Source organism: Methylobacterium nodulans ORS 2060, assembly GCF_000022085.1.
In the GTDB taxonomy this organism is placed as follows: Bacteria; Pseudomonadota; Alphaproteobacteria; order Rhizobiales; family Beijerinckiaceae; genus Methylobacterium; species Methylobacterium nodulans.
Genome location: NC_011894.1, coordinates 3132441 through 3158627 on the forward strand (window position 1 = coordinate 3132441; position 26187 = coordinate 3158627).

At 71.3% G+C, this 26187-nt stretch carries 19 protein-coding genes; 12 read left to right on the top strand and 7 right to left on the bottom strand.

The genetic code is table 11. The features are described from left to right. Nucleotides 1-51 precede the first annotated feature (51 nt). From tssC to MNOD_RS14420, 3 genes are all read right to left on the bottom strand, one after another. Nucleotides 52-1509 (bottom strand): type VI secretion system contractile sheath large subunit, encoded by a 1458-nt coding sequence (tssC, locus tag MNOD_RS14410; RefSeq protein WP_425277511.1) that lies wholly within the window; start codon nucleotides 1507-1509, stop codon nucleotides 52-54. Between the two features lie 86 nt (nucleotides 1510-1595). Then, nucleotides 1596-2132: a type VI secretion system contractile sheath small subunit gene (gene tssB / locus MNOD_RS14415; protein ID WP_015929654.1), complete on the bottom strand. Its 537-nt coding sequence runs from the start codon at nucleotides 2130-2132 to the stop codon at nucleotides 1596-1598. A gap of 135 nt (nucleotides 2133-2267) precedes the next feature. Next, nucleotides 2268-3563 (bottom strand): type VI secretion system protein TssA, encoded by a 1296-nt coding sequence (locus MNOD_RS14420; RefSeq protein WP_015929655.1) that lies wholly within the window; start codon nucleotides 3561-3563, stop codon nucleotides 2268-2270. Nucleotides 3564-3716: 153 nt separating this feature from the next. Between MNOD_RS14420 and MNOD_RS14425 the strand changes: the two genes are divergently transcribed. The 12 genes from MNOD_RS14425 (at nucleotide 3717) to MNOD_RS14480 (ending at nucleotide 20147) form a co-directional block, all read left to right on the top strand. Next, nucleotides 3717-5552 carry a type VI secretion system Vgr family protein gene (locus MNOD_RS14425; RefSeq protein ID WP_015929656.1) on the top strand — a complete coding sequence of 612 codons (1836 nt, stop codon included), beginning with the start codon at nucleotides 3717-3719 and terminating at the stop codon, nucleotides 5550-5552. 9 nt (nucleotides 5553-5561) lie between these two features. Beyond that, nucleotides 5562-6113, top strand: a complete 552-nt coding sequence (locus tag MNOD_RS14430; protein ID WP_015929657.1) for a DUF6931 family protein — start codon at nucleotides 5562-5564, stop codon at nucleotides 6111-6113. Between the two features lie 12 nt (nucleotides 6114-6125). After that, on the top strand, nucleotides 6126-7427 hold the full coding sequence (gene tagH, locus MNOD_RS14435) for a type VI secretion system-associated FHA domain protein TagH (protein WP_015929658.1): 1302 nt from the start codon (nucleotides 6126-6128) through the stop codon (nucleotides 7425-7427). A 117-nt stretch (nucleotides 7428-7544) separates the two neighbouring features. Next, nucleotides 7545-8882, top strand: coding sequence for a type VI secretion system baseplate subunit TssK (tssK, locus tag MNOD_RS14440; protein WP_015929659.1), 1338 nt, complete (start codon nucleotides 7545-7547; stop codon nucleotides 8880-8882). Beyond that, nucleotides 8879-10348 (top strand): type VI secretion system protein TssL, long form, encoded by a 1470-nt coding sequence (gene tssL / locus MNOD_RS14445; protein WP_015929660.1) that lies wholly within the window; start codon nucleotides 8879-8881, stop codon nucleotides 10346-10348. The genes tssK and tssL overlap by 4 nt, the downstream gene beginning before the upstream one ends. 18 nt (nucleotides 10349-10366) lie before the next feature. Then, nucleotides 10367-13981: a type VI secretion system membrane subunit TssM gene (tssM, locus tag MNOD_RS14450; protein WP_015929661.1), complete on the top strand. Its 3615-nt coding sequence runs from the start codon at nucleotides 10367-10369 to the stop codon at nucleotides 13979-13981. Between the two features lie 16 nt (nucleotides 13982-13997). Then, nucleotides 13998-14666 carry a type VI secretion system-associated protein TagF gene (gene tagF / locus MNOD_RS14455; protein WP_015929662.1) on the top strand — a complete coding sequence of 223 codons (669 nt, stop codon included), beginning with the start codon at nucleotides 13998-14000 and terminating at the stop codon, nucleotides 14664-14666. Then, entirely contained in the window at nucleotides 14660-15463 is an 804-nt protein-coding gene (locus MNOD_RS14460; protein ID WP_015929663.1) for a PP2C family protein-serine/threonine phosphatase, read from the top strand. The genes tagF and MNOD_RS14460 overlap by 7 nt, the downstream gene beginning before the upstream one ends. Before the next feature lie 405 nt (nucleotides 15464-15868). Then, nucleotides 15869-17176, top strand: a complete 1308-nt coding sequence (locus MNOD_RS41490) for a transglycosylase SLT domain-containing protein (RefSeq protein ID WP_015929664.1) — start codon at nucleotides 15869-15871, stop codon at nucleotides 17174-17176. Nucleotides 17177-17307: 131 nt separating this feature from the next. Next, nucleotides 17308-19137: a bifunctional serine/threonine-protein kinase/formylglycine-generating enzyme family protein gene (locus MNOD_RS14470; protein WP_157091704.1), complete on the top strand. Its 1830-nt coding sequence runs from the start codon at nucleotides 17308-17310 to the stop codon at nucleotides 19135-19137. Between the two features lie 80 nt (nucleotides 19138-19217). Beyond that, nucleotides 19218-19715 carry a DUF4399 domain-containing protein gene (locus MNOD_RS14475; protein WP_015929667.1) on the top strand — a complete coding sequence of 166 codons (498 nt, stop codon included), beginning with the start codon at nucleotides 19218-19220 and terminating at the stop codon, nucleotides 19713-19715. 30 nt (nucleotides 19716-19745) lie between these two features. Beyond that, nucleotides 19746-20147 (top strand): globin domain-containing protein, encoded by a 402-nt coding sequence (locus MNOD_RS14480; protein WP_015929668.1) that lies wholly within the window; start codon nucleotides 19746-19748, stop codon nucleotides 20145-20147. A 208-nt stretch (nucleotides 20148-20355) separates the two neighbouring features. On the opposite strand, the gene MNOD_RS50625 is transcribed toward MNOD_RS14480, so the two are convergent. From MNOD_RS50625 to MNOD_RS43245, 4 genes are all read right to left on the bottom strand, one after another. Beyond that, nucleotides 20356-20550 carry a helix-turn-helix domain-containing protein gene (locus MNOD_RS50625; RefSeq protein WP_083786416.1) on the bottom strand — a complete coding sequence of 65 codons (195 nt, stop codon included), beginning with the start codon at nucleotides 20548-20550 and terminating at the stop codon, nucleotides 20356-20358. Between the two features lie 446 nt (nucleotides 20551-20996). Then, on the bottom strand, nucleotides 20997-21572 hold the full coding sequence (locus tag MNOD_RS14485) for a hypothetical protein (RefSeq protein WP_157091468.1): 576 nt from the start codon (nucleotides 21570-21572) through the stop codon (nucleotides 20997-20999). A gap of 1086 nt (nucleotides 21573-22658) precedes the next feature. Continuing rightward, on the bottom strand, nucleotides 22659-24041 hold the full coding sequence (locus MNOD_RS14490; RefSeq protein WP_012631264.1) for an IS1182-like element ISMno9 family transposase: 1383 nt from the start codon (nucleotides 24039-24041) through the stop codon (nucleotides 22659-22661). Between the two features lie 664 nt (nucleotides 24042-24705). Continuing rightward, a complete protein-coding gene (locus MNOD_RS43245; protein ID WP_083786417.1) occupies nucleotides 24706-26157 on the bottom strand; it encodes a caspase family protein in 1452 nt (483 codons plus the stop codon). Nucleotides 26158-26187: the final 30 nt, after the last annotated feature.

The following is a 26187-nucleotide window of genomic DNA, read 5'->3' on the forward strand; positions in this document are numbered from 1 at the left end:
GTCGCGGTGTCGAGGGAAGGGGCGCCCCGCCCGGAGGCGGGGCGGGTGGCGTCACTCCTTCGGCGCGGGCAGGCGCGAGACGAGGCTCATGCCGATATCCATGCCTTCGAGCTGGTAATGCGGCCGCAGGTAGAACTTCGCCGAGTAGTAGCCCGGGTTCTCCTCGTCCTCGAAGATGTCCACCCGGGCATCGGCCAAGGGCTTGCGCGCCTTGGTCTGCTCGCTTGAGTTGGTCGGATCACCGTCGACGTACTGGTTGATCCACTCCTGCAGCCACTTCGTGAGCTGGTCCTTCTCCTTCGTCGAGCCGATCTTGTCGCGGACCATGCACTTCAGGTAATGGGCGAAGCGCGAGACCGCGAAGATGTAGGGAAGGCGCGCCGAGAGGTTGTCGGAGGCGGTCGCCTCGACGCCCTTCTCGCCGAAATAGGTCTTGGGCCGGTAGACCGACTGCGCGCCGATGAAGGCCGCCTTGTCGGTGTTCTTGCGGTGGATGAGCGGGATGAGCCCCGCCTTGGCGAGTTCGGCCTCGCGGCGGTCCGAGATCGCGATCTCGGTCGGGCACTTGAGGTCGACACCGCCGTCGTCGGTCGGGAAGGTGTGGTTGGGGAGGTTGACGACCTCGCCGCCCGACTGCACGCCGCGGATGCGCACGGTCCAGCCGTTCTCCTTGTAGGAGCGGTTGATGTTCACCGCCATGGCGTAGGCTGCGTTCATCCAGGCGTAGGCCTCGCCCGCGTGCCCGTCCGTCTCCTCTTCGAAGGCGAATTCCTCGACCGGCTCGGTCTTGGCCCCGTAGGGCAGCCGGGCCAGCACGCGGGGCATGCACAGGCCGAGGTAGCGGGCGTCCGGCGCGTCGCGCAGGGACTTCCACGGCCCGTAATCCGGCGTCTCGAAGATCTTGCCGAGGTCGCGCGGGTTGGCGAGTTCCGTGAAGCTGTCCATGCCGAGGAGCGCCGGATCGGCGCCCGCGAAGAACGGCGCGTGGGCCGAGCCCGCGATCTTGCTCAAGTCCCGCAGCAACTGGATGTCGGTCGGGACGTGGCTGAAATGGTAGTCGGCGATCAGGCAGCCGAACGGCTCGCCGCCGAGCTGCCCGAACTCCGCCTCGTAGACCTTCTTGAACAGCGGGCTCTGATCCCAGCGCGCCCCCGGAAACAGCTTCAGGTTGCGCGAGAGTTCCGACTTCGAGACGTTCATGACGCGGATCTTGAGCGTCGCGTCCGTCTCGGAGTTGAACACGAGGTAGTGGAGCCCGCGCCACGCGCTCTCCATCTTCTGGAACTCGGGCGCGTGCAGGATCGCGTTGACCTGGGCGGTGAGCTTCTCGTCGATGCGGGCGATCATCTCCTCGATCGTGTCGAGGACATCGTCCTTGACGAGGCTCGCGTCCGCGAGCGCCTGAGAGACGAGGGTGGAGACGGCGTTCTCCACCTCGGTGGCGGCGCGCTCGGTGCGCGGCCGGAAGCTCTGCTTGAGCAGGGCCTTGAACTCGTCCGCGTCGGGCATCCCGGGGGGCGGAGCGGGGGCGAGGTCGCGCGCGGAGGCGCGCTCGACGGCGTCGAGGGACATCGGGGTTCTCCTTGTTTCGGGGTTCAGGCGTCGGAGGCCGGCGGATCGTCCTCGGCCGGCGCCTCCGGACCGGCCGTGCGCTCGCGCAGGGCCTGCATCAGACGCGGATCGCTCAGCAGGGCTTTGAGCTGGTCGCTCGCGGCCGCCTTGCCGTCCATATAGCGCATGAGGTTGGCGAGCTGCTCGCGCGCCTCCAGCAGGGTGGCGAGCGCCGGCACCTGCCGGGCAATGGCGGCGGGGCCGAAATCGCTCATCTTGCGGAAGCGCAAGTTGAGCGAGAGCATCCCGTCGCCCTCGCCGAGCCGGTTCTCGACCCGGAACGCGATGCCGGGCTCGATCGCCGCCATGCGCTGGTCGAAATTGTCCATATCGAACTCGACGAACTTGCGCTCGGCGACGTCCGGCTTCTCCACCCCGGCATCGTTGCCGGAGAGGTCCGCCATCACGCCCATTACGAACGGCAGCTCGATGTTCTTTTCTGCGTCGTACGGGTCCTGGTAGGTGATGTGCACCCGCGGCGGACGGTTTCGCTTGATGAACTTGCCACCGGTATCGGACATGACGTTCTCCTTGTCTTTTGATCATCCACCGTTCTGTATTCAGGCTGGATGATCGGCCGCACCATCAGTCAGTCTTCTGGCTGAAGCTTCGATGTTTCAGGCGGATGTCGGGGAAAAGCCCGATTTTCGCCCCGGTCATGAAGCCGGCTCCGCGAGCGAGGCGCCCGGCAGGGCGTCCCGCAGCAGGCTCAGGAAGTCGCGGTCGACGAGGCCGCAGGCCTGCTCGGCGAGCAGCGCGACCGGGCTCGACGGCTCAGCCAAGCGGTAGAAGGCGGCGACGCGGCGCAGGAGGCCGAGCGCCTCGGCCCGGCTCGCGGCGGCGGGCGCCTCCTCCTCCGCCTCGGCGGGGGGCGCGGGCGCGTCGAGGCTCGCGAGTTGCGCGACCGGCAGCGCGAAGCCTGTCTCGCCCCGGCGCCCGACCGTGATCTGCGCCTGGTCCGCGTGGGCGGGCAGCAGGATCGCGATCGCCTCCGCGAAGGAGCGGCCCACGAGCTGGCGCGCCTGCGCCACGAGGAGCGCCGCCGGGCAGGAGGGCTCGGCCCGCGCGAAGTAGGCGGCGACGGACGCGAGCGCGCCCGCGGCCTCCGCCACGCTCCCGGGGGGCACGGTCTCGTCCCGCGGCAGCGGCGTCGCGTCGGGCTCCAGGGCCTGCGCGGGTGCCGGTACGGGCGCGGCGGAGCCGAGGAGCGCCAGCATCCGGCCGGCGAGCGCCGAGAGGCGATCGAGGCTCACGGCGCCGGACGGCCCGATCCGCTCTGCGGTGACGCGCCGGATCGCCTGCGCGGCGTCCCGGATCTCCGCAAGCGCCGCGCGGCGCGCGGCGAGCGCCTCCGGGTCGGCGTCGGCGAGGATCCGCTCGACCGTGCCGGGATCGAGGGGCTCGTCGGCGCCCGGCGCGACCTCGCCCGCGGCGGCCATCACGCGCCGGAAGGTGAGCGGCCCGTGCCGCCGGCTCTCGGCGAGGACGACGTGCTGGAGCGGCAGGACCACGGTCGGCATGTCGTCGAGCGCCTGCAGGGTGGCGGCCCGCAGCGCGTGGTCGCCCTCCTCCGCCTGCGGGTGCACGCCGTCCCAGCGCTCGGCGAGGAGCGCCGCGATGCCGGTCAGGCACGCGGCAAGGCCGGGCAGGTCGCGGTCGAGGGCGCCGAAGCGCGCCGCGAGGGTAAGGAGCCGCAGGTCGCGCGTCCGCGCCAGCATCGCCCCGATCGCCGTGAGCTCGGCGGCGGCATCGAGGCTCGTGCGGTCGAAGGGAACCGGCCGCCCCTCCTCGTCGCGGGTGAAGAAGGAAGCGGGCAGCAGCCCCTCGGCCCGCGCCACGAGGGTCAGGAAGTCGGGATCGCCCGCCGCGTCGAGGTCCGGCCCGCAGGGGGCGTCGGGCGCGACCGCGTCGAGGAGGCGGGCGGCGGCGAACGGGAGGTCGGAGGTCGGCATGGGCGGCATCCGCGCTGAAGTCGCCCGAACCCTGGCCCGTCCGCCGGCCGGGGTCTGTGAACGCCGTCACGGAAGCCCGCCGCCGGAGATGCGAGGGTCCGGGCCGGATGAACCGGCGCCCTCGCGCCGCCCCGAAAGGCAGGAGAGGCCACCGTGCCCGACGAGCCGAAACAGACCCAGCGCATCGCCCGGCTGACCACGCCGCTCGGGGCGGACCGGCTCGTGCTCGCCCGCTTCGAGGCCGAGGAGGGCCTGAGCACCCTGTTCGAGTTCCGCGTCGACGCGCTGAGCACGCAGGCGAACCTCGACTTCACCCGCGCGCTCGGCCGCACCTGCACGGTGTCGGTCGCGAGCTACGGAGGCGCGACGCGCCACTTCAACGGCGTGCTCACCGAGGCGCGCTGGGCCGGGATCGAGCAGTCGGCCTACCACGCCTACCGGCTCACCCTGCGTCCCTGGCTCTGGCTCCTCGGGCGCAAGGCCGATTGCCGGATCTTCAAGGACAAGACGCCCCTCGACATCATCGAGGACGTGTTCCAGCGCGGCGGCTTCCCGGATTTCGAGGTGCGGGCGAGCCGGGGCGACTACCCGAAGCTCGACTACTGCGTGCAGTACCGCGAGAGCGACCTCGCCTTCGTGTCGCGGCTGATGGAGCTCTACGGGATCTACACCTTCCACGAGCACGGCGAGGACCGCCACGTCCTCGTCCTCGCCGATGCCCGCTCCTGCCACAAGCCGGTCGCCGCCGCGGGCGGGCGGATCCCCTTCGTGGCGCTTGCCGGCAGCGACCAGCCCGAGGCGGAGCACATCCACTCCTGGGAGGCCGAGCGGCGCTTCCGCACCGGCCGGATGGCGCTCAACGACTTCGACCCGATGAAGCCCGCCGCCGACCTGAAGGCGGACGCGCAAGCCTCCGAGGGCTACGCGCGCGCCTTGCTCGAAGCCTACGACTATCCCGGCCGCTACACCGAGCAGGAGCGCGGCCGGCGCCTCGCGCGGGTGCGGCTCCAGGCCGAGCAGGCGCTCGATCACCGCAAGCACGTCGCGGGCGACGCCGTGAGCCTCGCGCCGGGCGGCCTCGCCACGGTGCAGGGCCACCCGACCGACGACGGCGAGTACCTCGTGGTGAGCGCCCGCCACGTCTTCGCGGGCGAGGCCTACCGCACCGGGGCCGAACCGGTCGCGGCCGGCGCCGCCTATCGCGGGCAGTACGAATTCCTGCGCAGCGACATCCCGTTCCGGGCGCCCCCCGTCACCCCGCGCGCCCTCGTGCACGGCCCGCAGACCGCGACCGTCGTCGCCCGCAAGGGCAAGGAGGGCGAGGAGATCGACGTGGACGAGGAGGGGCGCGTCTTCGTGCAGTTCCACTGGAACCGCGAGCGCGACGTGATCTCCCGGCCCGTCCGGGTCGCCCAGATGTGGGCGGGCAAGTCCTGGGGCTGGCAGGTCATCCCACGCGTCGGCCAGGAGGTGGTGGTCGAGTTCCTCGAAGGCGATCCCGACCGGCCGCTCGTCGTCGGCGCCGTCTACAACAAGAACAACCGATTCCCCTACGCGCTGCTCGACGACAAGACCGTCTCGGGCGTCAAGTCGGACGCGAGCAAGGGTCACAACGGCCACAACGAGTTCGCACTCGACGACCGCAAGGGCGGCGAGCTGGTGCGGCTGCGGGCCGAGCGCGACCACGAGACCTTGGTGCGGCGGGCCGAGACGCGCACCATCGGCGAGGCCTTCGCGCCGGCCGCGGGCGCGCCCTCGCGCACCACGACGCTCCGGAACGGGGACGACCGGCTCAGCATCGAGAACGGCAACTGGAGCGTCGAGGCCGCCGGCACGGTCTCGATCAAGGCCGGCACGCGGCTCGTGCTTCAGGTCGGGGCGAGCCGCATCGTCATGGAGCCCGCCAGGATCCGCATCGAATCCGGCGACATCGCGATCGACGGGGCGGCGCATCTCGCCCTCACGAGCGCGCAGCTGAGCATCGGGTGAGGCCGTCCCATGCCCCAGCCCCGCTTCACCCGCGCCCGCGAGGTCTTCGAGGCCTTCCCGCCGGTCGCCGAGATGATCGCCACCCCACCCACAGACGAGGCCCCGGCCCGCTTCGCCCGCGCGCTCGCGGCCGGGCCGACCCCGGAAGACGCGGTGGCCTTCTGCGCCCACGCGCTCCCGCGCCGCGAGGCCGTGTGGTGGGCCTGCGTCTGCGTGCGGGCCCTCCTCGGCATCCGGCCGGGCGAGGAGGACGACGCCCTGCGGGCCGCCGAGGCCTGGGGGAGCGACCCGGGCGAGGCGCAGCGGCGGGCGGCGCTCGCCCGCGGCGAGGGCGACCGGCGCCTCGCGACAGCGTGGCTCGCGCTCGCCGCCGCGTGGTCGGGCGGCAGCCTCGCGCCACCCGGCGAGCCGCCGCGCCCCGCCCTGCCGCACATGACCGCGCGGGCCGCCACCATCGCCATCCTGACCGCGCTCGCGCGGGTGACGGCGCGCGAGCGCGCCGCCCGCCTCGGCGCCTGTGTCGAGGCTGCGCTCGGCCTCCTCGACCCCGCGCGCTCCTGAGGGAGGACCGCCATGATCCTGGACCTGACGATCGAGAACGAGACCTGCCTGCCCGACGGCGGCCCCCTGTCCGTCAGGGTGACGGGCCGGCGCGGCATCGACATCGGGCGCGACGCCTATCTCGACTGGAGCCTGCCCGACCCGTCGCGCACGATCTCGGGCAAGCACTGCGAGGTGCGCTTCCGCGACGGCGGCTACTGGCTGCACGACGTCTCCAGCAACGGCACCTACGTCAACGGCGCCGAGACCCGCATGGCCGGGCCGCACCGCCTGCGCGACGGGGACCGGTTCGAGATCGGCCGCTACATCATCGCGGTGCGGGTCGAGGGCGAGGCGGGCGAGTCGCAGGCTCCGGCCCCGGCGGCGCGCGCGCCCGAGCCCGTCGCCCCCGACGCCTACTGGCTGCCGGCCGGCGAGGCGGCGGCCCCGATCCCGGCGGCCGAGCTGCGCCCCGCCCGCGCCTCGCGGCCCGTCCATGCCGGGTTCGACGAGTGGATCGTCGACGTGCTGCCCCCGCTGCCGGCCGCCCCCGAGGACTGGGCCGGGCGGCCCGCGCCCGCCCGGACGGTCGCGCCCTTAGGCCCGGTCCCGACGCCCCGGCGCGCGGTGCCGGCGGAGTTCTGGGAGCGACCGCAGGAGGCCGCCCCGGTCCTCCCCGAGACGCGGCTCGCCCCGAGCGAGCCTGCCCCGGAGCCCGCCGCCCCGCCCCCGCGGCCCGCCGCGACCGACGTCGCGGCGCGTTTCGCAGCGGGCCTCGGCCTCCCGCCGGAGGTCTTCGCGGAACGCGATCCGGGGGACGTGGCGCAAGAGGCGGGCGCGCTGCTGCGGCTGACGGCCGAGCACCTCAAGGACCTGCTCGCCGCCCGCGCCGAAACGAAGCGGGTCGCGCGCGCCACGCAGCAGACGACGATCCGGGCGCGCAACAACAACCCGCTCAAGTTCTCGCCCGGCGTCGAGGACGCCCTGCGGCTGATGTTCGCCACGCGCCCCGCGGCGGGCCCCGACCCGAGCGGCTACCTCGACGCCCGGCGCGCCCTCGACGACGGCTTCTGCGACCTGAAGGGCCATCAAATGAAGACCTACGCGGCCATGCAGGGGGCATTGCGCCTGCTGCTGCAGGATCTCGCCCCCGACGCCGTTGAGGAGAGCGTCGCGGGCGGCGGCCTCGGCGGTCTCCTCGGGGGACGCCGCGGCCGGCTGTGGGACCATTACGTCCTGCGTTGGCAGGCGATGACCGCGCCCTACGAGGGCGGCGTCGAGGACGCGTTCATGACCTTCTTCGCCGAGTGCTACGACCGCGGCGGCGCGGCCTGAGCCTCACTGCAACCCCGGCGCAACAGACCCCGCGCGGCGCGGCACGGCCGCGAAACACGCGGGGGCCACGGTCCCGGCCGTCGCAGGCGCCCCGACCAACGCAAGAGGAATCCGCTCATGTCCTGGACGAGCAAGGTCGCATGGTCGGAGGGCCTGTTCCTCCGGCCCCAGCACCTGCAGCAGGCGGACCGCTACGTCGAGCACCTCGTCGAGGCGCGGGTGCGGCCGGTCACGCCCTACCCCTGGGGCTTCTCGGTGCTGGAGATCGACCACGATCTCGCGCAGCAGGGCCGCTTCGGCCTGCGCCGCGCGGCCGGCATCCTGCCGGACGGAACCCCCTTCGACGTGCCGGGCCATGCCCCGCTCCCGGCCCCCGTCGAGGTGCCGGAGGGCGCGGGCCAGCACCTGCTCTGGCTGACGCTGCCGGTCGCCGCCGCCAATACCCGCGAACTCGACGCGGAGGAGGCCGACACCGCGAGCCGCTACGTCCACGCCACTGAACTCTTGATCGACTCGACTGCGCCGCTGCGGGTCGAGGAGGAGATCGAGATCGCCCATCCCCGGCTCGCCCTCGACCTGCGTCGCACGGCCAAGCCCGGCTACGTGGTGCTGCCGGTCGCCCGCGTGCTGGAGGTCCGCGACCACACCGTGGTGCTCGACGAGCGCTTCGTCCCGCCGGTGCTGTCCTGCGCGGCGCACCCTGTGGCGGACGGCTGGATCGACCGGGTGGTCGGCTGGATCGAGACCAGGCTCGACGAACTCGCGCGCTACGCCGCCGACCCGACGGCGGGCGGCGGCCTCCAGAGCGCGGACTACTTCGTGCTCCAGCTCCTCAACCGCCACCTCCCGGTGCTGCGCCACTTCCGGGCCTCGCGCTGCGTCCATCCCGAGCGGCTCTACGAGGAGTTCCTGCGCATCGCGGGCGAGCTCGCGACCTTCGCAACCATAGAGCGGCGCGCCCGCGCCTATCCGGTCTACAACCAGAACGACCTCGAAGGGGTGTTCGGCCCGCTCCTGCGCGACATCCAGGACTTCCTGTCCGCGCAGATCGGCCGGCGCGCGATCCGGCTCGAGATCGTCGAGCGGGCGCCCAACGCCTTCGTCTCGACGATCCGCGACCGCAACCTCTTCCGCAACGCCAACCTCGTGCTCGAAGTCTCGGCGCGCCGGCCGCTCACCGAGATCCAGGCGCAGTTCCCGCACCTGTTCAAGATCGGGCCCAACACGAAGATGAACGAGATCGTGCATGCCCACCTGCCGGGCGTCGGCCTCGTCCACCTCCCGACGCCCCCGCCGCAGATCCGGGCGATGGCCGACCACGTCTACTTCCTGCTCGACCGGCAATCGCCGCTCTGGCCGGAATTCAGCGTCGCGAGTTCGCTCGGCATGCACTTCTCGGGCGACTGGCCCGACCTCGCCCTCGAATTGTGGGCGGTGCTGGAGGGCCGGCGATGAACGCGCCCTTCGATCCCTTCGGCCGCTCGGACCGCACCATCATCCTGCCGAACCCGGCCGGACGGCGTGCGCCGCAGGCGGCCCTGCAGGCGACGAGCCCAGCCCCCGAGGCGCCGGTCGCCCGGCGCGTCCCGGCGAGCCTCCAGGCGCCCTTCCCGGCGCCCAGCTTCGCGGCGCCGCCCGCGATGGGCGAGGACGCCTGGGCGCGCCCCGATCCGCTGCCGCCCGCCCGTGAGCCCGCGCCGCCGGGGCGCGCCCTGGTGCTCAGGCGCGACGTGGTGGTGGCGCCGAACGAGAACCCGTTCCTGCGCGCGGCCGGGCCGCTCCTCCTGCTGATCGGGCGCCTGCGCGTCCAGCTCTCGCGCGCCTCCTTCGCCAACCTGATGGAGCAGGTCGCCGCGGCGATCGAGGAGTTCGAGCGCGAGGTGCGCGGCGCGGGCGCCTCGCCCGAGCAGACGCGGACCGCCAAGTACGTCGTCTGCGCCACGGCCGACGACGTGGTGCAGAACATCCCGACCGAGGACCGGCACGTCTGGACGCAGTACTCGATGCTTAGCCGCTTCTTCGGCGAGCGCGTCGGCGGCGTGCGCTTCTTCGAGGAGCTGGAGCGGGCCAAGCTCGACCCGGCCGGCAACTACGCGCTGCTGGAACTGCAGCATGCCTGCCTCGCGCTCGGCTTCCAGGGCATCCACCGCACCTCCGCGGGCGGGGCCGCCGCGCTCCAGGCGATCCAGCGCAATCTCTACGAGACGCTGCGGCGGGCCCGCCCCGCCCCGGCCGAGATCTCGCCGCGCTGGCAGGGCCAGGACATCCCGGCGGCCGCAGCCCGGCCGGCGGTCCCGCTCTGGACGGTGGCGGCGGTCACGGCGGCGGCGCTGCTCGCCCTCTACCTCGCCCTGCGACTCCTGCTGGCGCGCGACGCCGACACGACCGCCGAGACCCTCGTCACCCTCCACCCGACGACCGAACTCGGCATTCAGCGGCGCGCCCCGGTTCCGCCGCCCCCACCTCCGCCTCCGCCGCCTCCGAGCGGCCCGGCCGCGGCCCTGCGCGACGCGCTCGCCGCCGATGCCTCGGCCGGGCGGGTCACGGTCGAGGAGACGAACTCCCAGGTCGTCGTGCGGCTCGCCGCCGCGCTCTTCGCACCCGGCGACGCGGCCGTGACGGCGGAGTTCCGCCCGCTGCTGCAGCGCGTCGCCGGCCTGATCGCCCGCGAGCCGGGGCCGATCCGGATCGTCGGCCACACCGACAGCGCGCCGGTCCGCAACGGGCGCTTCGCCTCGAACTTCGACCTCTCGGTCGCGCGCGCCAAGGCGGTCGCAGCGGCGATCCGGGCAGCGCCGGAGAAGCCCGAGCGCCTTGAGGTCGAAGGCAAGGGGCCGGACGCGCCCGTGGCCCCGAACGACACCGTCGAAGGACGCGCCCGCAACCGGCGCGTCGAGATCCTCATCCCCCGCGGCAGCTGACGCCGAAGGATCCCCACCATGATCACACTGCCCCGCTCCCGCCCTCTCTGGCTCGGTCTTCTCGCCACGCTCGCAGGCTCCGCCGCCCTCGCGGCGCTCGTCTGGTGGGCCGGTCCTCTCGTGGCCTTCGGCACAGCGCGTCCGCTCGAAGGCGACCTCCCGCGCGCCGCGCTCGCCGCCGCGATCCTGCTCGCGGGGCTCGCCACCTGCGGGCTTCGCCTGCGGCGCCACAGGCGGAGCGTAGCGGCGCTCGAAGCCGAGATCAGCCGGGACGAGGGCGACGGCGCGGTCCTCGGCGCGACCATGCGCGACGCGCTCGCGACGCTGCGCAAGGTCGGCTCGCCCAAGGGCGACCCGCTCTACGAACTGCCCTGGTACGTCATCATCGGCCCGCCGGGCGCCGGCAAGACGACGGCGCTGGTCAATTCCGGGCTCAAGTTCCCGCTCGCGCGCGAGGGCGCCGCCGCCGCGGTGGCCGGCGCGGGCGGCACGCGCTACTGCGACTGGTGGTTCGCCGAGGAGGCCGTGCTGATCGACACGGCCGGCCGCTACACCACGCAGGATTCCGATCCCCGCGGCGACCGCGAGAGCTGGCTCGCCTTCCTCGACCTCCTCAAGCGCCACCGGCCGCGCCAGCCCATCAACGGCGTCCTCGTCGCCATCAGCCTGGAGGACCTGATCGCCGGGCCGCCCGAGGCGGTCGCCGCCCACGCCTCCGCCGTCCGCAAGCGGCTCCTCGAACTGCACGAGCGGCTCGGCGTCGACTTCCCGGTCTACGCCCTGTTCACCAAGGCCGACCTCATCGCGGGCTTCGCCGAATTCTTCGGCCATCTGCCGGAGGCCGGGCGGCGCATGGTCTGGGGCCATACCTTCCAGACCGGTGAGCGCACCCGCAACATGGTCGGGTCGGTCGCCGCCGAGTTCGACGCCCTCGTCGAGCGGACGAACGCGTGGCTGCCCGACCGGCTGCAGGAGGAGCCGAACCCGACCTCGCGGGTCGTGCTCTTCGGCTTCCCGTCCCAGGTCGCCTCGCTCAAGGACCTCGTCGTCGACTTCCTCACCGCCGTCTTCGAGCCGACGCGCTACCACGCGGCGGCGGCCCTGCGCGGCTTCTACTTCGTGTCGGGCACGCAGCAGGGCACGCCGATCGACCGGCTCATCGGCGCCCTGTCGCGCAGCTTCGGCTCGCAGGACGCGGCGCCCGATGCCGCCCCGGGGCTCGGGCGCAGCTTCTTCCTCGCCGACCTCCTGCGGAAGGTCGTCATCGCCGAGGCCGGCTGGGTCTCGACGAACCGGGCCGCGTTGCGCCGCCTGCTGGCCCTGCGCGCGGGTGCCTATGCGGGCCTCGCGCTCGCGGCGGCGCTCGCGGTAGGCTTGTGGTGGACGAGCTTCCTGCGCAACGAGGCGCTCTCGGGCCAAGCCGCCGCAGGGGCCGCGAAGTACCGCGCCGAGGCGGTCGACGTCCTGCGCGACTCCGTCGTCGCCGACCGCAACTTCTCGAAGGTCCTGCCCTATCTCAACACCCTGCGCTACCTGCCGGCCGGCTACGCGAGCCGCGGCGAGGCCGGGCCGGTCCTGGCGACCTTCGGGCTCTCCCAGCGCGCGCGGCTCGGCTCGGCGGCGGAGACCGCCTACCATGCCGGCCTCGAACGCCTGCTGCGCCCGCGCCTGATCTACCGGCTCGAAGAGCTGATCGAGGCCAATCGCGGCAATCCGGGCGTCCTCTACGAAGCCCTGAAGGTCTACCTGATGATCGGGCGCCGGCCCGAGGCACCCCTCGACCGCGACCTCGTCCTCGCCTGGATGCGCCGCGACTGGGCGGAGTTCCTCTACTCCGGCGCGGGCTTCGCCAAGGGCCGCCAGCTGCTGGAGGACCACCTCGTGGCGATGCTCGACCTGGAGGATGCGGGCGAGCCCGTCGTGTCGATCAACCAGGGGCTCGTCGAGGAGACGCAGCGCACCCTCGCGCGGCTGAGCGTCGCCGAGCGCGCCTACGAACTCCTCAAGTCGGAGGCGCGCGCCTCGGGCCGCCGCGACTGGACGCTCGCCGCCGCCGCAGGACCCGACGCCGCCCTCGTCTTCGAGGCGACCGGGCGGGGCGACCTCGACGGCGTGCGCGTGCCCTATTTCCTGACCTACGACGGCTTCTTCGACGCCTTCATCGACCGATTCGGCGACATCGCCGAGGCGGTGGGGCGCGACCGCTGGGTGCTCGGCGGCGCGGGCGAGGAGGAGGCCTACACGGCGCAGTACGGCTCGCTCTTCGCCGACCTCCTCAAGCTCTACGCCCGCGACTTCGCGGCGGCGTGGCGCAGCACTCTCGGGCGCCTGAAGCTGCGCCCGCTTGCCGCCGACCGGCCGCGCTACGTGGCGCTCACCGCGCTCGCGGCTCCGACCTCTCCGCTCAAGCGCCTCCTCGAATCCGTCGGAGCCGAGACGCGCCTGACCCGCGAGCGGCCCGCGGCCCGGCCCGGGACGGAGGCCGATCCCCGCGCCACGAAGGCCGCTGCCGTCGTGGCCGGCGCGCTGTCGGCGGAAGCCGAGCGGCAGGCCGCGGGCGTGCTGCCGTCCCGCGTGGCCTCGACCGCCTCAGCGCTCGGGCGCCTCGCGCTCGAACGCACGCCGCCCCAGGCCGCAGGCCCGGCGCGGATCGACGCGAGCGAGGCGCCGGGCGCCGCGATCGAGGCGGGCTTCCGGGCCTTCCACGCCGTGCTCGACGGCGAGGGCGGGAAGCGGGCGGTCGACGCCCTGCTGGCGAACTTGAGCGACCTGCGCGCCGCCGCGCTGGAGGCCGCCGCGCCGGGCGGGGCGACCGCGCCGCTCTCCGCCCAGGCGCGCAACCTGCGCTCGCTCGCGTCCCGCTTCCCGGCCCCGTTCGAGGCCATGATCCAGGGGGCCGCAGCCGAGTTCGAGGGCAGCGTCACGGGGGCGGCGGTGGCGGGCCTCGCCCAGGGGCTGGCCGAGACCGTCACGCGGGAGTGCCAGGCGGCCGTCGCGGGCCGCTACCCCTTCGCGCGCTCCGAGCGGGAGATCCCGCTCGCCGACTTCGCCCGGCTCTTCGCCCCCGGCGGCATCCTCGACCGCTTCTTCACGCAGAACCTCGTCTCCCACGTGGACCGCTCGCGGCCGCAATGGACGTGGCGCGCCGACGACCAGGTCGCCCGCGCCTTCTCGCTCGCGACCCTTCGCGAGTTCCAGCGCGCGGCCGAGATCCGCGACGCCTTCTTCGCGGCCGGCGGGACCACGCCCGGCTTCACCCTCGCGGTCACGCCGCTCGCGCTGACCGGGGACGCGACGCGCGCGAAGTTCGAGCTGAACGGCAGCACCGTCGAGGCGGGCACCGGCGTGAACGCGCCCGCCTCGCTCGCCTGGCCCGGCGCCTCCGGCCTCGGCCGCGCGGCGGTGAGCGTCGAGGGGATCTTCGGGACGAACGCGGCCAGCGTCGAGCGCGCGGGGGCCTGGGCCCTCTACCGCCTCCTGGAGGCCGGCTCGTTGCTCCGGCAGGGCGACGCGGTCGTGGCGACCTTCTCGCTCGGAGGACGCGACGTATCCTACCGCCTTGCCGTGAGCGCCATTGCCAATCCGCTCACGCTTCCGGCGCTGCGGGAGTTCCGCTGCCCGAGCAGCCTGTGACCAAGAGGGATCCGTCATGCGGCTCGGTCTCTACGGCAAGCTGCCGATGAAGCGCGACTTCGTCGCCCACGACGTGCCGCGCACCGTCCTCGCCGCCGTCGAGCCCTGGCTCCAGGGCGGGCTCGCGGCGAGCCGGGCGCGGCTCGCCGAGGGCTGGCGCGAGGCATACCTGCGCGCGCCGCTCTGGCGGTTCTGGCTCGGCGCCGACATCTGCGGGGCGCCCGTGCTCGGGGTGCTGATGCCCTCGGTCGACGGGATCGGCCGCTACTTCCCGCTCGCGCTCTTCGCCATCGCGGACCGCGGCGAGGCCCTGCCCCCGCCGGAGGTGGACGCGCACGCCCCCTGGTGCGCGGCGGCCGAAGCGCTGCTGCTCTCCGCCCTCGACGAGAGGGCGACCTTCGAGGCCCTGACCGCCCGACTCGCCACCCTCCCCTTTCTCGGGGCGGAGCCGCCGCCGGAGGACGCGCCGGACGCGCTCGCGCTGCCGCTCGCGCTCGGCTTCCCGGCGATCCTCGACCAGGCGCGGCGCGCCGATCCCGCGCGCCACGCCGCGGCGCTCGCAGTGTTCTGGACGCAAGGGGGCGAGGGCTTCGCGCCGCGCGCCGTCGTGGCGCACCGGATGCCCCGGCCCGACCTGTTCGCCTCCCTCCTCACCGGCGAGTTTCCGGGAGGCGCGCCGTGCTGAGCGCCCTCACGCGCGGGGCGCGCCGCGCCCTCTCCCGGGCCGTCCCGCCCTCCCCCGTCCCCACCCACCCGTTCCGGGCGGGCGCTGCGACCCATGTCGGCTGCGTGCGGGAGATCAACGAGGACCGCTGCTTCTCCGCCCCCGAGCGGGGCATTTTCGCGGTGGCGGACGGGATGGGCGGGCACGCGGCCGGCGAGGTCGCGAGCGCGGCGATCGTCGGGGCGCTCGCCTCCATCGGGCAGGCCGTCAGCGCCGCCGACCTCCTGGCCCGCCTGGAGGACCGGATGCTGCGCGCCAACGCCGCCGTGCACGCGCTCGCCCAGGAGCGCGGCACCACGATCGGCTCGACCCTCGCCGCACTCCTCACCTTCGAGCCGCACTTCGCCTGCATCTGGTCCGGCGACAGCCGGGTCTACCTCGTGCGCGACCGCGCGATCGCGCCGCTCTCGCGCGACCACACCGAGGCGCGGGCGCTCGTCGAGGAGGGGGTCCTCAGCCCCGAGGAGGCCCGCACTTGGCCGCGGCGCAACGTGATCACCCGCGCCATCGGGGTGCGGCCCGAGCCGGAACTCGAATGCGAGGCGGGCGAGTTGCGGCCCGGGGATCGGTTCGTGCTCTGCTCGGACGGGCTCACGGGCCATGTCGAGGACACCGAGATCCTGGCCCACGCGCTCGCGGAGGACCCGCAGGCGGCCTGCGACCGGCTCGTCGCGCTGACGCTCGAACGCGGCGCGCGGGACAACGTCACGGTCGTGGTCGTGCGCTACGAGCCCGGCGCCCGGCCGGCGCTTGCGTGAAGCTGCTCACAGTCGGGCCTGGATGCCGCCTGCTACTCCCTTCAGGCGGGCGGAAGAGCCGCCCCGCGACGCGCGAGGCGAGACCCATGCCCGGCCTGCACCCTCACCCGACCGGACGCCGCGAGGAGGCCTGCCTGGCCGCCGTGCGGGTCGCGCGCGGCCTCGCCGATTCCTGCCCGGCCTGCCGCCGTGGTGAGGTCAGCCGGTTCCTGGAGAAGCAGCGCGCCTTCGCGTGCCGGGCCTGCGGCTACAAGCTCTACCCCTGCGCCGGCACCCCGTTTTCGGGCGCGTCCCCGCCTCTCCGACTGGTTCCGGGCGCTCAGGCTCGCGGCTCGCACGCCGGGGCCGCTGACAGGGGCCGCGCTCGCGCGCGGGCTGCGCCTTCCCGCCCCCGTCGCGCGCCGCATGGCGCGGGCGATCGAGGACCTGCGCCAGGACCCCGATCATGGCGGGATCGACTGGTTCGACGTCGCGCGCGGCCTCGACGCGGGCGCGCCGGCCTCAGCGGCCGTCGATTCCTTCGGCTCCTTCGGCCTCGCCGCCCCGCGCTGGCGCGGCGCGGGCCTCGCGGCGATCGCGCTCATGGCGTGCCTCGGCGGCGGCGTGGGCTGGCTCGGGGTGCCGGCGGAGACCGAGGAGGCGGACGAGCACGGGACGGCGAGCGCGATCCTGACGCTCGCGGCCGAGCCCGACGTGGTGCTGGTGAGCGCGGAAGCCGCGGGGCAGCTCTACGACGTCTCGGACCTCGACCGGCCGGATTCGCCGCTGCAGCCCCGCATCCGGATCCTGGGCCGAAGCGGGGACGAGGCCGGCGCACGACCCGTCACCCTCCCCGCGATCAAGCTCGCGGCGGCGGTCGGCGCCTCGCTGGTGAGCGGCGACTACGCGGACGTGCGCCAGCGCGCCGGCGAGCGGCCCGAACTCGCCGCCTACGGGGACCTCGCCCGCGAGTTGCAGGGCGATGCCACTGGGACGCGCAACCCGAACGACCTCCTGACCTTCGGCCCGATGCGCATCCGCCGCCACCTCGTCGAGAAGATCGTGCGCGCGGCAGCGGCGACCGGCACCGATCCGGTGCTGCTCATGGCCATCGCCGACAAGGAATCGAGCTTCGCCACCGAGGTGCAGGCGCGCACCTCCTCGGCCACGGGTCTGTTCCAGTTCATCGAGAAGACCTGGTTCGCGGTCGTGCGCGACTTCGGCCCGCGCTACGGCCTCGCCGGGGAGGCGAAGACCGTGGCGCTCCTCCTCGACAAGTCGGAGGCGGTCCGCGCCGAGGAGCGCGCCCGGATCCTGGATCTCCGCCGCGACGCCTACCTGTCGGCGGTGCTGGCCGCCGAGATGCTCAAGCGTGACGGCGAGCGCATCGCCCGCCGCCTCGGGCGGCCGCTCACGGGCGGCGAGACCTACCTCGTCCACTTCCTCGGCCCCGACGGGGCGGCGCGGCTCCTTGAACGCGCGCAGGCCGCGCCGGACGCCGTCGCCGCCAACCTGCTGCCGAAGCCCGCGGCCGCCAACCGCACGATCTTCTACGCCAAGGACGCGAACGGCGCCGCCAAGGGCCTCTCGGTCGCCGCGGTGCGCGACAAGTTCGAATCGATGATCGGCGTGCGGCTCACCCGCTACAGCAGCGTGCGCCGCTCCGCGGCGGGGCCGGAGGCCCTGCTGGCCGCTGGGCCTCCGGCCCCGCCGGCCCAGCCGGCCGTTCGCTGAGGGCCGGCCATGCTGCGCAGCCCCCATTGTTTCGCGCTGCCGGCCGCACGGCCACCCGCGCGGTACGAACCCGAAACGGCGGCGTGGGAGATCCCGGCCGTCCCCCGTGCGAGGAGCACAATCCCGTGAGAATGCCCGGAACCGACCTCTCGGGCCGGATCGAGCGGCGGCCCGGCCCGGGCACCCGGCTCAACGGCATCTACGAGATCGACGAACTCGTCGCCACCGGCGGCATGGGCGAGGTCTATGGCGGTCGCGCTCTCGAGACGGGCAGCCGGGTCGCGATCAAGATGATCCGCCGCGACATGGCGGAGGACGAGCGCCTGCTCGCCCTCTTCCGCAAGGAGGCGGCGGCCCTGCACCTCCTGCAGCACCCGGCGATCGTGCGCTACTACGTCTTCACGACCGACCCGGACCTGCGCTGCCCTTACCTCGCGATGGAGTTCGTCGAGGGTGAGTCGCTCCTTGCCATCGCGCGGCGCCGGCCCTTCGACGGGCCGGCCGTGCGGGTGCTCCTGCGCCGGCTCGCCGCGGGGCTGCACGCCGCGCACGAGGTCGGGGTCGTCCACCGCGACGTCTCGCCGGACAACATTATCCTGCCCGACGGCGACGCGGCGCAGGCCAAGATCATCGATTTCGGCATCGCCCGCAGCCGGCTCGACGGCAGCACGGTCATCGGCAGCGACTTCGCCGGCAAGGCGAACTACGTCTCGCCCGAGCAGCTCGGGCTCTACGGCGGCATCGTCACGGCGAAGTCGGACATGTACGGGCTCGGGCTGACGCTCGTCGCGGCGCTGCTGGGCCGCCCGCTCGATATGGGTGGCAGCCACGCCGAGGTGATCCGCAAGCGGCAGGCTGTCCCGGACCTCGACATGGTCGATGCGGGGCTGCGGCCGATCCTGCTCGCGATGCTGCAGCCGCGCCCGGAGGACCGGCCCGCCAGCATGGCCGAGATCGCCGCCTGGGCGGACGCGGAACCCGGCGCGCGCGCGCCGCAGGCGCGACCGCGCTGGCGCGGGCTGGCCTTCGCGGCGCTCCTCGCGGCGGGGGCGGCGGTCGCGGGCGTGAATTTTTCCCTACCGCCGCCTGCGCCCGCCATCCTCCCGACCTCGACCGGGCCGGCGCACCCGCAGGACGCCGCGCTCGAGGAGTTGAAGTCCGTTCCCGACGCGCCGCGGGCGCCGAACGCGGAGGCTGATCGGCCGGAGACGCCGCCCGCCGAGCCGCCGCCCGCCGAAGCGGCGCAGGAGAGCGCCCCCGCCCCCCACGACGGCGCCTTCCGCGACTGCGCGCAATGCCCGGAGATGGTCCCGGTCAAGGCCGGCAGCTTCGCCATGGGCAGCACCGCCGACCCGACCGAACGGCCGGTGCACAGGGTCACGCTCAAGCGCTTCGCGCTGGGCCGCCACCCGGTCACGGTGCGGGAGTGGAAGGCCTGCGTGCGCGACGGCCGCTGCGCGCCCAGCCCCGAGGGCGAGGACGACGCCCCCGCCCACAATCTCAGCTGGGATGACGCGCAGGCCTACGTGGGATGGCTCGCATCCGTCACGGGCGAGCCCTACCGGCTGCCGAGCGAGGCGGAGTGGGAGTACGCCGCCCGGGCCGGCACCACCACGCGCTACTGGTGGGGCGACAGGTTCCGGGCCGACCGGTCCGACTGCCGCAAGTGTGGGCCGGCCGCGCCGAACCCGCCCTCGGTCGGGCGCTTCCCGGCCAATCCCGCGGGTCTCGGCGAGATCACCGGCTCGGTCTCGCAGTGGCTGGCCGATTGCTGGGTGCCGAGCTACCGCGGCGCCCCGGCGGACGGCTCCGCCCGCACGACCCGTACCTGCCGCGAGCGCGTGCTGCGCGGCGGGTCGTGGCTCACGGAGGCTGAGGCGCAGCGCCTCGGCAGCCGCGAATTCTACGACGCAACAGTCCGCTATCCGGGACACGGCCTGCGCGTCGCGCGCAGCATGTGACCGAAACAATCGCCCCGCAGTCTCACCCCCACAGACCCGATCGGAGCGGCGCCGGAGACCGGCGCCGCAGGGAGACCCCGATGTCCATGCTCCGCTTCGCCGCAGCCCTTCTGCCCCTCCTCGCGGCCCCGGCCCTGGCCGAGCCGGACCACCCCGCCGCCCACGCCGCGGCCGGCGCGCCGGGCCAGGCGAGCCCTGCCCCGCCGAACGCGCACCTCTACTTCATCGCGCCCGCGAACGGCGCGCGCCTGCGCGGCCCCGTCCTCGTCCAGTTCGGGCTGCGCGGCATGGGCGTGACCCAGGCCGGCAGCACGGCCGCGCAGGCGGGCCACCACCACCTCCTCGTCGACAGCCGGGAGCCGGTCGCGCCCGGCGAGCCGATCCCGGCCGACAAGCAGCACCTGCATTTCGGGGCCGGCCAGACCGAGACCAACCTCGACCTCCCCCCGGGGCGCCACAGGCTCCAGCTCGTGCTCGGCGACGCGCGGCACAAGCCCTTCGCGCCGCTCGTCGCTTCGCGCGTCATCGAGGTGACGGTACTCCCGCCCGCGCGGCACCGCCGCGTCCGGCGCGGCTGAGCCGGCTCCCGACGACCCCGGTCCGCCGCCATGGATCCGCGCGCCGTCTCCCTGATCCGGTCCCACCTCGCGGCCATCGCGGCCAATCCCGAGGGCTTCGCAGCCGACTATTTCGCCCGCTTGTTCGAGCTCGCGCCGTCGCTGCGGCCGCTCTTCGGGGCCGACCTCGACGCTCAGAGCACCAAACTTGCCGCGATGCTGGACTTCGTCGGTCGGAGCCTCGACCGGGCCGATCTCCTCACCGAGCCCGTGAGTGCCCTCGGGCGGCGCCATGCCGCTTACGGCGTGCGCAGCGAGGATTACGTGGTCGTGGGTCACGCCCTGCTCGACACGCTTGAGCAACGCATGCCCGATTTCACCGAAGCCGCCCGCGCGGCCTGGGCGGAGGCCTTCGTCCTCCTCACCGACCTGATGACCACGGACCTGGGCTGAGGTTGGCACCATCGCGACGGGTGGGCCCGTCGCTAGAGCGCTCCCCGCCGAAGTGGAAACCGGTTCGGCGTGAGGGAGCGCGAAAAATCAGAGACTGAAGAGCCGTGGTCGTTTCAACCGAAACGGGCGCGGCTCTAGTCCGTCGCCAGGTCTCAACCTCTGTAGGGGCCGTACTCTGCCGCCGGACCTCTCCGGGCGTAGCGTCGAATCAGCGCCGGAACAAACGGTTGAAGTGCGACTGGTTGTCGAACCCGAGCTCCGCGGCGATGGCACCGGTGCAGCACCTGGGCGGCCTGTTTACACCTGCTAGCCGAGCATAGATCTGCTCAAGCCGCCGCTCGGCAATATAACCCGAGAAGCTTATCTCCTGAAAACGGAATAATTTGCGGATGTAGTCTGGCACTACCCGTTAGTGCTTCCCGGCGCGCTCCCGCCGCTGGAACGAGGAGCAGCGTGACGGGCGATGAGGAGAGGCGGGGCGCATAGGCCCGCTCGATCGCCGCCGGGAGCTCTACTCCTACGCGGTCGCGCAAACCCGGCTCCATGCGCGCGAGATCGGCGATCGCGGACTGGCCCGCTTCACCGCAGCGCGGCGAGAGAAAGCTGATCCCGTCGAGTCCGGCGTCAAACGCGTGCCAGCCCAGAACCCGAGAGACCTGGGCGCAGAGCTGCGTGGGATTCATACCGCCGAGTGGAAGTCCTGACCCATTGCTGCAGGGCGAGATCACGCAAGAACCTGGGCGCTCACCCTCCGGGCAGGTGGGTCAGCATCTCGGATCGTCTGCACTATTTAGCTTTTTGTTTAATAGTACAAGATAGAAAAGAGTGTGATTGTATAGTTGATTTCACTCAGTCAGGATTACTGTAGTAATTGTCGGGACCGCCGGGCGCCGCCATGTTGTAGGTCGAGGGATAGCGATGGCTCCAGGTGACGTTCCCGCTCGGTCCATATGAGAGGACAAGCCCCTCAAAGGTATCAAGCTTGCCATAGGGCAGGACGCGGTTCCTGCCGATGACCTGCAGTTCGGTCGCCGCAACGACGTAGCATTGTGCCGCTTTGGCGATCTCGGAGCAGAACAGGTTGCCGTCGCCGCTCGCCGGTCCTGGTCCGCAAGCTGCACCCGCGGTGGCCGTGGTGCCCGGCGTGATGTAGGCCACCAAGCAGGCTGAAAACCAGATCTTGTCAACAAGGCCCGCCCAAGCCGAGAACTTTGCCGTGTCGGCGCGTGAGATGCCCGCGCCGCATTGCAGGTAGGCGGGGCGCCCGTGGCAGCGGAACACGACATGATTGAGCTTCCCGCCTGGCGCACGTCGAGCGACTTCGGCGACCCACCCTATCATATGCTCCACGGTCTCCGTGGTTTTGACGGGCCACGTATTCCACATCTGAACTTTATTGGTTGTACGTGAATCGTTGAGACCCATGTGGTATCCGTCAAGACTAATCATGACTTTATTCTCTCTGGATTTCTACGGTTAGCATTATTTTTATATATTTTGTTCAAGCGCATATGGATCATGCAACGCATCTAGCTGAACATCTGTGGCGAAAGTCACACTTCATCGATTAGGGCTGCGGCATTGTCACGCCTGGGCTGCACGAGGAGGTCCAGCACCACGCCTTCCACATCCAGAGTTCGCCGCAGGTCCATGCGCCGGCCCTGGATCGAGACCACTATCTCGCCCAAGTGCCAGGTGCTTGCGGACCGAGGTCTCAGCCATCCTGGGTTGTGGGCAAGGGTAGCCCTGTTCTGGCTCATGACTGCTGCCGAGCCCGGACGATTCGGCCCTCGTCCGTCAGTGTGAACACGCAGGGCGGCAGGCTCGCCATGACGCGGTCATGATAGGCCCAGAGGGCCGTGCGCCCGTCCGTGCCGTCATCACCGACGACAAGATGAAGCTGGCCACCTTCGGCCAAGTTCAACCTGCGTGAGAGACGGGTGGCGCGGCATGCGTGAAATTCGGGCGGTGGCGCTGACCGTCCTCTTCCCTGGCCTGACAGCCCTGGACAGCATTAACAGCGGGCGGGAATGCCCGATCCACGCGGCCTTGGCCACGGTGTCCTCTTCGAGCGTCAAAGGGCTGCTTAGTCGCCCGTCCTCCAGCGCCGGAACACCTCCTGCTGCCCGGGAGCATCAGGCGGTCCGCCCGCACCTCCTTCAGACCCCGTGCCACGCGGATCGCGGTATCGGCGCATGCGACGAGGTCAACCGTGGTCGATTGCGGGTCATCCATGACCAGTGCCAACCGTGGCGATCTCCCCGTCGGGGTTGATGACGTCCTGATCACGGCGGAGCTGGCCAGCCGCCCCTCTCGCACGCTCGACTAAGATGCGGAGGACCGGGCGCTCGGCCTGTTGGCGCAGGAGATGGCCACCAGCCCGGACCGCGTGCTCCCCCGGCCAGCGAACGTCTGCTTCGTCGCCGATTTCGTTGAAAAACTCGCGGGCGATCTGGATCGAGCACCGATCGGCTGAGCGAGCCGATCCAACATGAGGGGGATCCCGGCCGATCAGGCCGGGCTCAGCTGCTGTAGCGGGATCAGCTGGGCGAGCTTCCTGAGGTTCTGGGCCGCTGCGGCGAGGTGGAACTCGTCCCGGGCCCCGTTCGGACCCCGCAGCCGCAGCCGATCCAGCTTCAGGATTCGCTTGAGGTGGGCGAACAACATCTCGACCTTCTTGCGCTCGCGCCGCGAGGTGCGGCCCTCCTCCGAGGCGCAGATGTCGCGCGCCATCTGCCGGGCGCCTTCGTGGATCGAGCGCGGGATCTTGCGGGCGGGTGTGGTGGGGCAGCATCGTGGCTTCAGCGCGCAGGCGTCGCAGTCGCGCTTGCTGGCCCGGTAGCGCATCATGCCATCGTCGTCGACGAGCGGGAACGGCGTCCGATAGACCTTCTGGCGTGGCCGCAATGGGTGGCCGGCCGGGCAGGTGTAGGCATCGGCTGCAGGGTCGTAGGTGAAGGCTGACCGGCTGAAGGTGCCATCGCGGCGCTCGGACTTGTCGAAGACGGGGATGTGCGGCTCGATCCCGCGCTCGTGCACGAGCCAAGCGAGCTGCTCGGCCGACCCGTAGGCACTGTCGGCCGCAAGCCGGGCCGGCCACAGCCCGAAGCGGTCCTGCGCGCGCGCGATCATGGTGCGGGCTGCCCCGACCTCCGCCTGCCGGATGGCGCGGCTGGCCTCGACATCGACGATCACGGCGTGGTCGAGGTCGATCAGGTAGTTGGTGGCGTAGGCGAAGAAGGCATGGCCCTTCAGCGCGCCCGTCCACTGCGCCGCCGGGTCGGAGCGGGAGACGAACTTCGGCTGGACCTCGCTCGCTGCTCCCCAGGCGGCTTCGTCGAGGGTGTCGAGGTACTCGCGCACCGACCGGCGGATCCGGGCGAGATCGTTCCAGTCGACGGCCTCGGAGGCGTCTGCGGAGCGCTGCTTGTTGGCATCGGCCCGGATCAGGCTGGCATCGACCGCGAAGCCCTCGCCACCGACCAGCCCCTCCTCGATGCAGCGCTGCACGGTGGTCTCGAACACCTCGCGCAGCAGGTCGCTGTCACGGAAACGACCGTGTCGGTTCTTGGAGAAGGTCGAGTGGTCGGGCACCGCGCCATCCAACCCGAGCCGGCAGAACCAGCGGTAGGCGAGGTTGAGATGCACCTCCTCGCACAGACGGCGCTCGGAGCGGATGCCGAAGCAGTAGCCGACGAGCAGCATGCGAACCATCAGCTCGGGATCGACCGAAGGCCGACCCGTGGTGCTGTAGAAGGGACGCAGGTGCGCGCGTAGGCCCGACAGGTCGACGAAGCGGTCGATGGCGCGCAGGAGATGGTCGGCGGGTACGTGGGTATCGAGCGAGAACTCGTAAAACAGGGCGCCCTGCTCGACTTGCCGAGGTCCCATCATCTGCTTCGATCTCCGTCTTTCGACAGGAGTGAATCACCCCGCGACTACCGCCGCAACAGCGGAGTTTTTCAACAGAATCTCGCCGACAGCGGACCATCACCGCGGTCGGGCGGAATGTCGGCTCGTGTGAAAGGTTTCGGATGCCGGCTTGAGCGCGACGGATCTGCCGCGGAGGAGGACCAGCGTTCGAAAGCCTCCACGAAGGAGACCGCGGGGCAGTCTGAGGCGGCAGTTCTATGCGCCGCCCTCATGCGAATGGGATGAGGGCCGGCAGGTGTGATCCGAGAGCTTACGAGAGGTCCGCTGTCGGGTGGCGAGCGGCTATTCCCAGGGCACTGACTGAAGGTCTGCAAGTGGCGCAATGCGTTCGTTGGCTCAGGACCGCAGAGGTTCAAGATCGGACCGCATGATACCGGCGCACGCTCGCCCTGATCCGTTCACACGAACCATGTTGGCCGGGATGTGGGTGGCGCGGAGAACGCATCAGCTCGAACGTGCGGCGGTACGAGACGTACTGAGCGGCGCCTCACGCCGCCGGCTCAAATCAGTCCACTCGTGCGGACATCGGTGTTTCGTTGAGATTGGTGACCGACACTTCGGACACGCCAAAGACTCAGACAGGAGAAGCTGACATGTTTACGACCCTCCTCGGCCAGCACACTTCTCACGGTACCGGTGATGCAGAGGCAGGCTTCGTCAGCCTTTCCTTCAAGACGACACGGTCACCCACCGCATACAAATAACATGATCCATCGCGGCCGTTCCGGTCAGGATCAGCATTGCACTGAGCCAAAGCCTCTTCCTCAGCAGCCTGCTGCGCTGATCTGCCAGAAACAACGAAAATGCGCCCCCAAGGATGATAGGCGGCCGCCTTCAGAGCGGGGGCACTGCGGTATGCAAGAACTTCAGGCGATCTAGTCGAGAAAAGGTTTGCATTTGGGATACGCTCTGGATCAAAAAGCCCGTCATAATTCACCCTGCTCATATTTTGTGTGGGTATGTCTTGTTTCCCCGGAGGAATTTTTTCAACGTCGCCGTCGGTAACAGCAAGCGCACAGGGTCTCCCGTAGTATACCTGGCAACCTTCGAGCGCGGCCTCGGCTGCTGCTGCGCGGCTGCTTCGGTTATGTACGCGCCAAGTGCCATTTTTCTCATAGGTTATGGCAATTGCTTTATGTCCTTTTGCTTTAATGTATTCTTTAATATTTAATTCGAGGCGGTCAGGTCGATAATTGGGGAGAAGATTATGCAGTCTGTCGCGGATGGATAACGCAAGCGGTGAAGAGGAATCAGTATGGCTGTCTTGGAGCTCTGTTCTTGCCATCTTTGCAAGATCGTTGGTCGGCGATTTTGTATCCGCAGGATAGAAATAGAATTCGCCCTCAAGAGCCGAGTTCTCCCATGGTATCTGCGCACCGCGTGTTGCTTCTCGAACCTCCCGCCGGACAGCAGACAGCATCTGGCGCACTTCGAGTCCCGGCGTCTCCAGGTGATGGAGAAGCGCTGCCGTGAATGGGCTGTTGGGGCCCTTGCCATCGGCCGCGACCATGCCGGGCGCCGTCGCAAACGCAATCAGTGTTCCAATTCCAGCGGATACTTGCCCAAGCCCGGCTCGCGGCAGATCCCGGCTGCCCGTGCTCAGCCTTCGTTGCAGCGGGTTATCGCGGCAGGCATCGAGAAACAGAATGCTTACTCGGGCTCCGCCCTCTGTCTGTTCCAGCACCGCCTCAAGGTCGAGCGCCTCAAATCGCAGATCACGCGGTGCCTCGACCCTTGTTGTCACCGGCAGAAGCCAACTGCGGCCACCGACCTCAAGGGCATGGCCTGCATAGAAGAAGACTGCTGCATCCGCCTTTCGGGCCTCCTCGCCGAACCGTCGAACTGCCACCTCCATAGCGAGCCGATCCGGATCCAGCACCGTCTGGACCGAAAATCCGAGACGCTGCAGCGCCTGGCTGATAGCTCGGGCATCGTTGAGCGTGTTGGGCAGTCGCGGTGTATACTGGTAGGTACTGACGCCAATGACCAGTGCGGTTCGGCTGTCTGCTGCCCGTGCGGCTACTTGGCCGACGAGCAGAGCAATTGCTGAAACCAGAAAGTGCAGGAGTGTGTGCATCGTGCCGATTAGACCTCTGGCTCAGCATTC

Bases quoted from the DNA above. Each gene is read 5' to 3' on its own strand.
- tssC (WP_425277511.1), bottom strand. From the start codon at position 1,509: ATGCCCGACGCGGACGAGTTCAAGGCCCTGCTCAAGCAGAGCTTCCGG.
- tssB (WP_015929654.1), bottom strand. From the start codon at position 2,132: ATGTCCGATACCGGTGGCAAGTTCATCAAGCGAAACCGTCCGCCGCGG.
- MNOD_RS14420 (WP_015929655.1), bottom strand. From the start codon at position 3,563: ATGCCGACCTCCGACCTCCCGTTCGCCGCCGCCCGCCTCCTCGACGCG.
- MNOD_RS14430 (WP_015929657.1), top strand. From the start codon at position 5,562: ATGCCCCAGCCCCGCTTCACCCGCGCCCGCGAGGTCTTCGAGGCCTTC.
- tagH (WP_015929658.1), top strand. From the start codon at position 6,126: ATGATCCTGGACCTGACGATCGAGAACGAGACCTGCCTGCCCGACGGC.
- tssK (WP_015929659.1), top strand. From the start codon at position 7,545: ATGTCCTGGACGAGCAAGGTCGCATGGTCGGAGGGCCTGTTCCTCCGG.
- tssL (WP_015929660.1), top strand. From the start codon at position 8,879: ATGAACGCGCCCTTCGATCCCTTCGGCCGCTCGGACCGCACCATCATC.
- tssM (WP_015929661.1), top strand. From the start codon at position 10,367: ATGATCACACTGCCCCGCTCCCGCCCTCTCTGGCTCGGTCTTCTCGCC.
- tagF (WP_015929662.1), top strand. From the start codon at position 13,998: ATGCGGCTCGGTCTCTACGGCAAGCTGCCGATGAAGCGCGACTTCGTC.
- MNOD_RS41490 (WP_015929664.1), top strand. From the start codon at position 15,869: ATGGCGCGGGCGATCGAGGACCTGCGCCAGGACCCCGATCATGGCGGG.
- MNOD_RS14470 (WP_157091704.1), top strand. From the start codon at position 17,308: ATGCCCGGAACCGACCTCTCGGGCCGGATCGAGCGGCGGCCCGGCCCG.
- MNOD_RS14475 (WP_015929667.1), top strand. From the start codon at position 19,218: ATGTCCATGCTCCGCTTCGCCGCAGCCCTTCTGCCCCTCCTCGCGGCC.
- MNOD_RS14480 (WP_015929668.1), top strand. From the start codon at position 19,746: ATGGATCCGCGCGCCGTCTCCCTGATCCGGTCCCACCTCGCGGCCATC.
- MNOD_RS14485 (WP_157091468.1), bottom strand. From the start codon at position 21,572: ATGGGTCTCAACGATTCACGTACAACCAATAAAGTTCAGATGTGGAAT.
- MNOD_RS14490 (WP_012631264.1), bottom strand. From the start codon at position 24,041: ATGATGGGACCTCGGCAAGTCGAGCAGGGCGCCCTGTTTTACGAGTTC.
- MNOD_RS43245 (WP_083786417.1), bottom strand. From the start codon at position 26,157: ATGCACACACTCCTGCACTTTCTGGTTTCAGCAATTGCTCTGCTCGTC.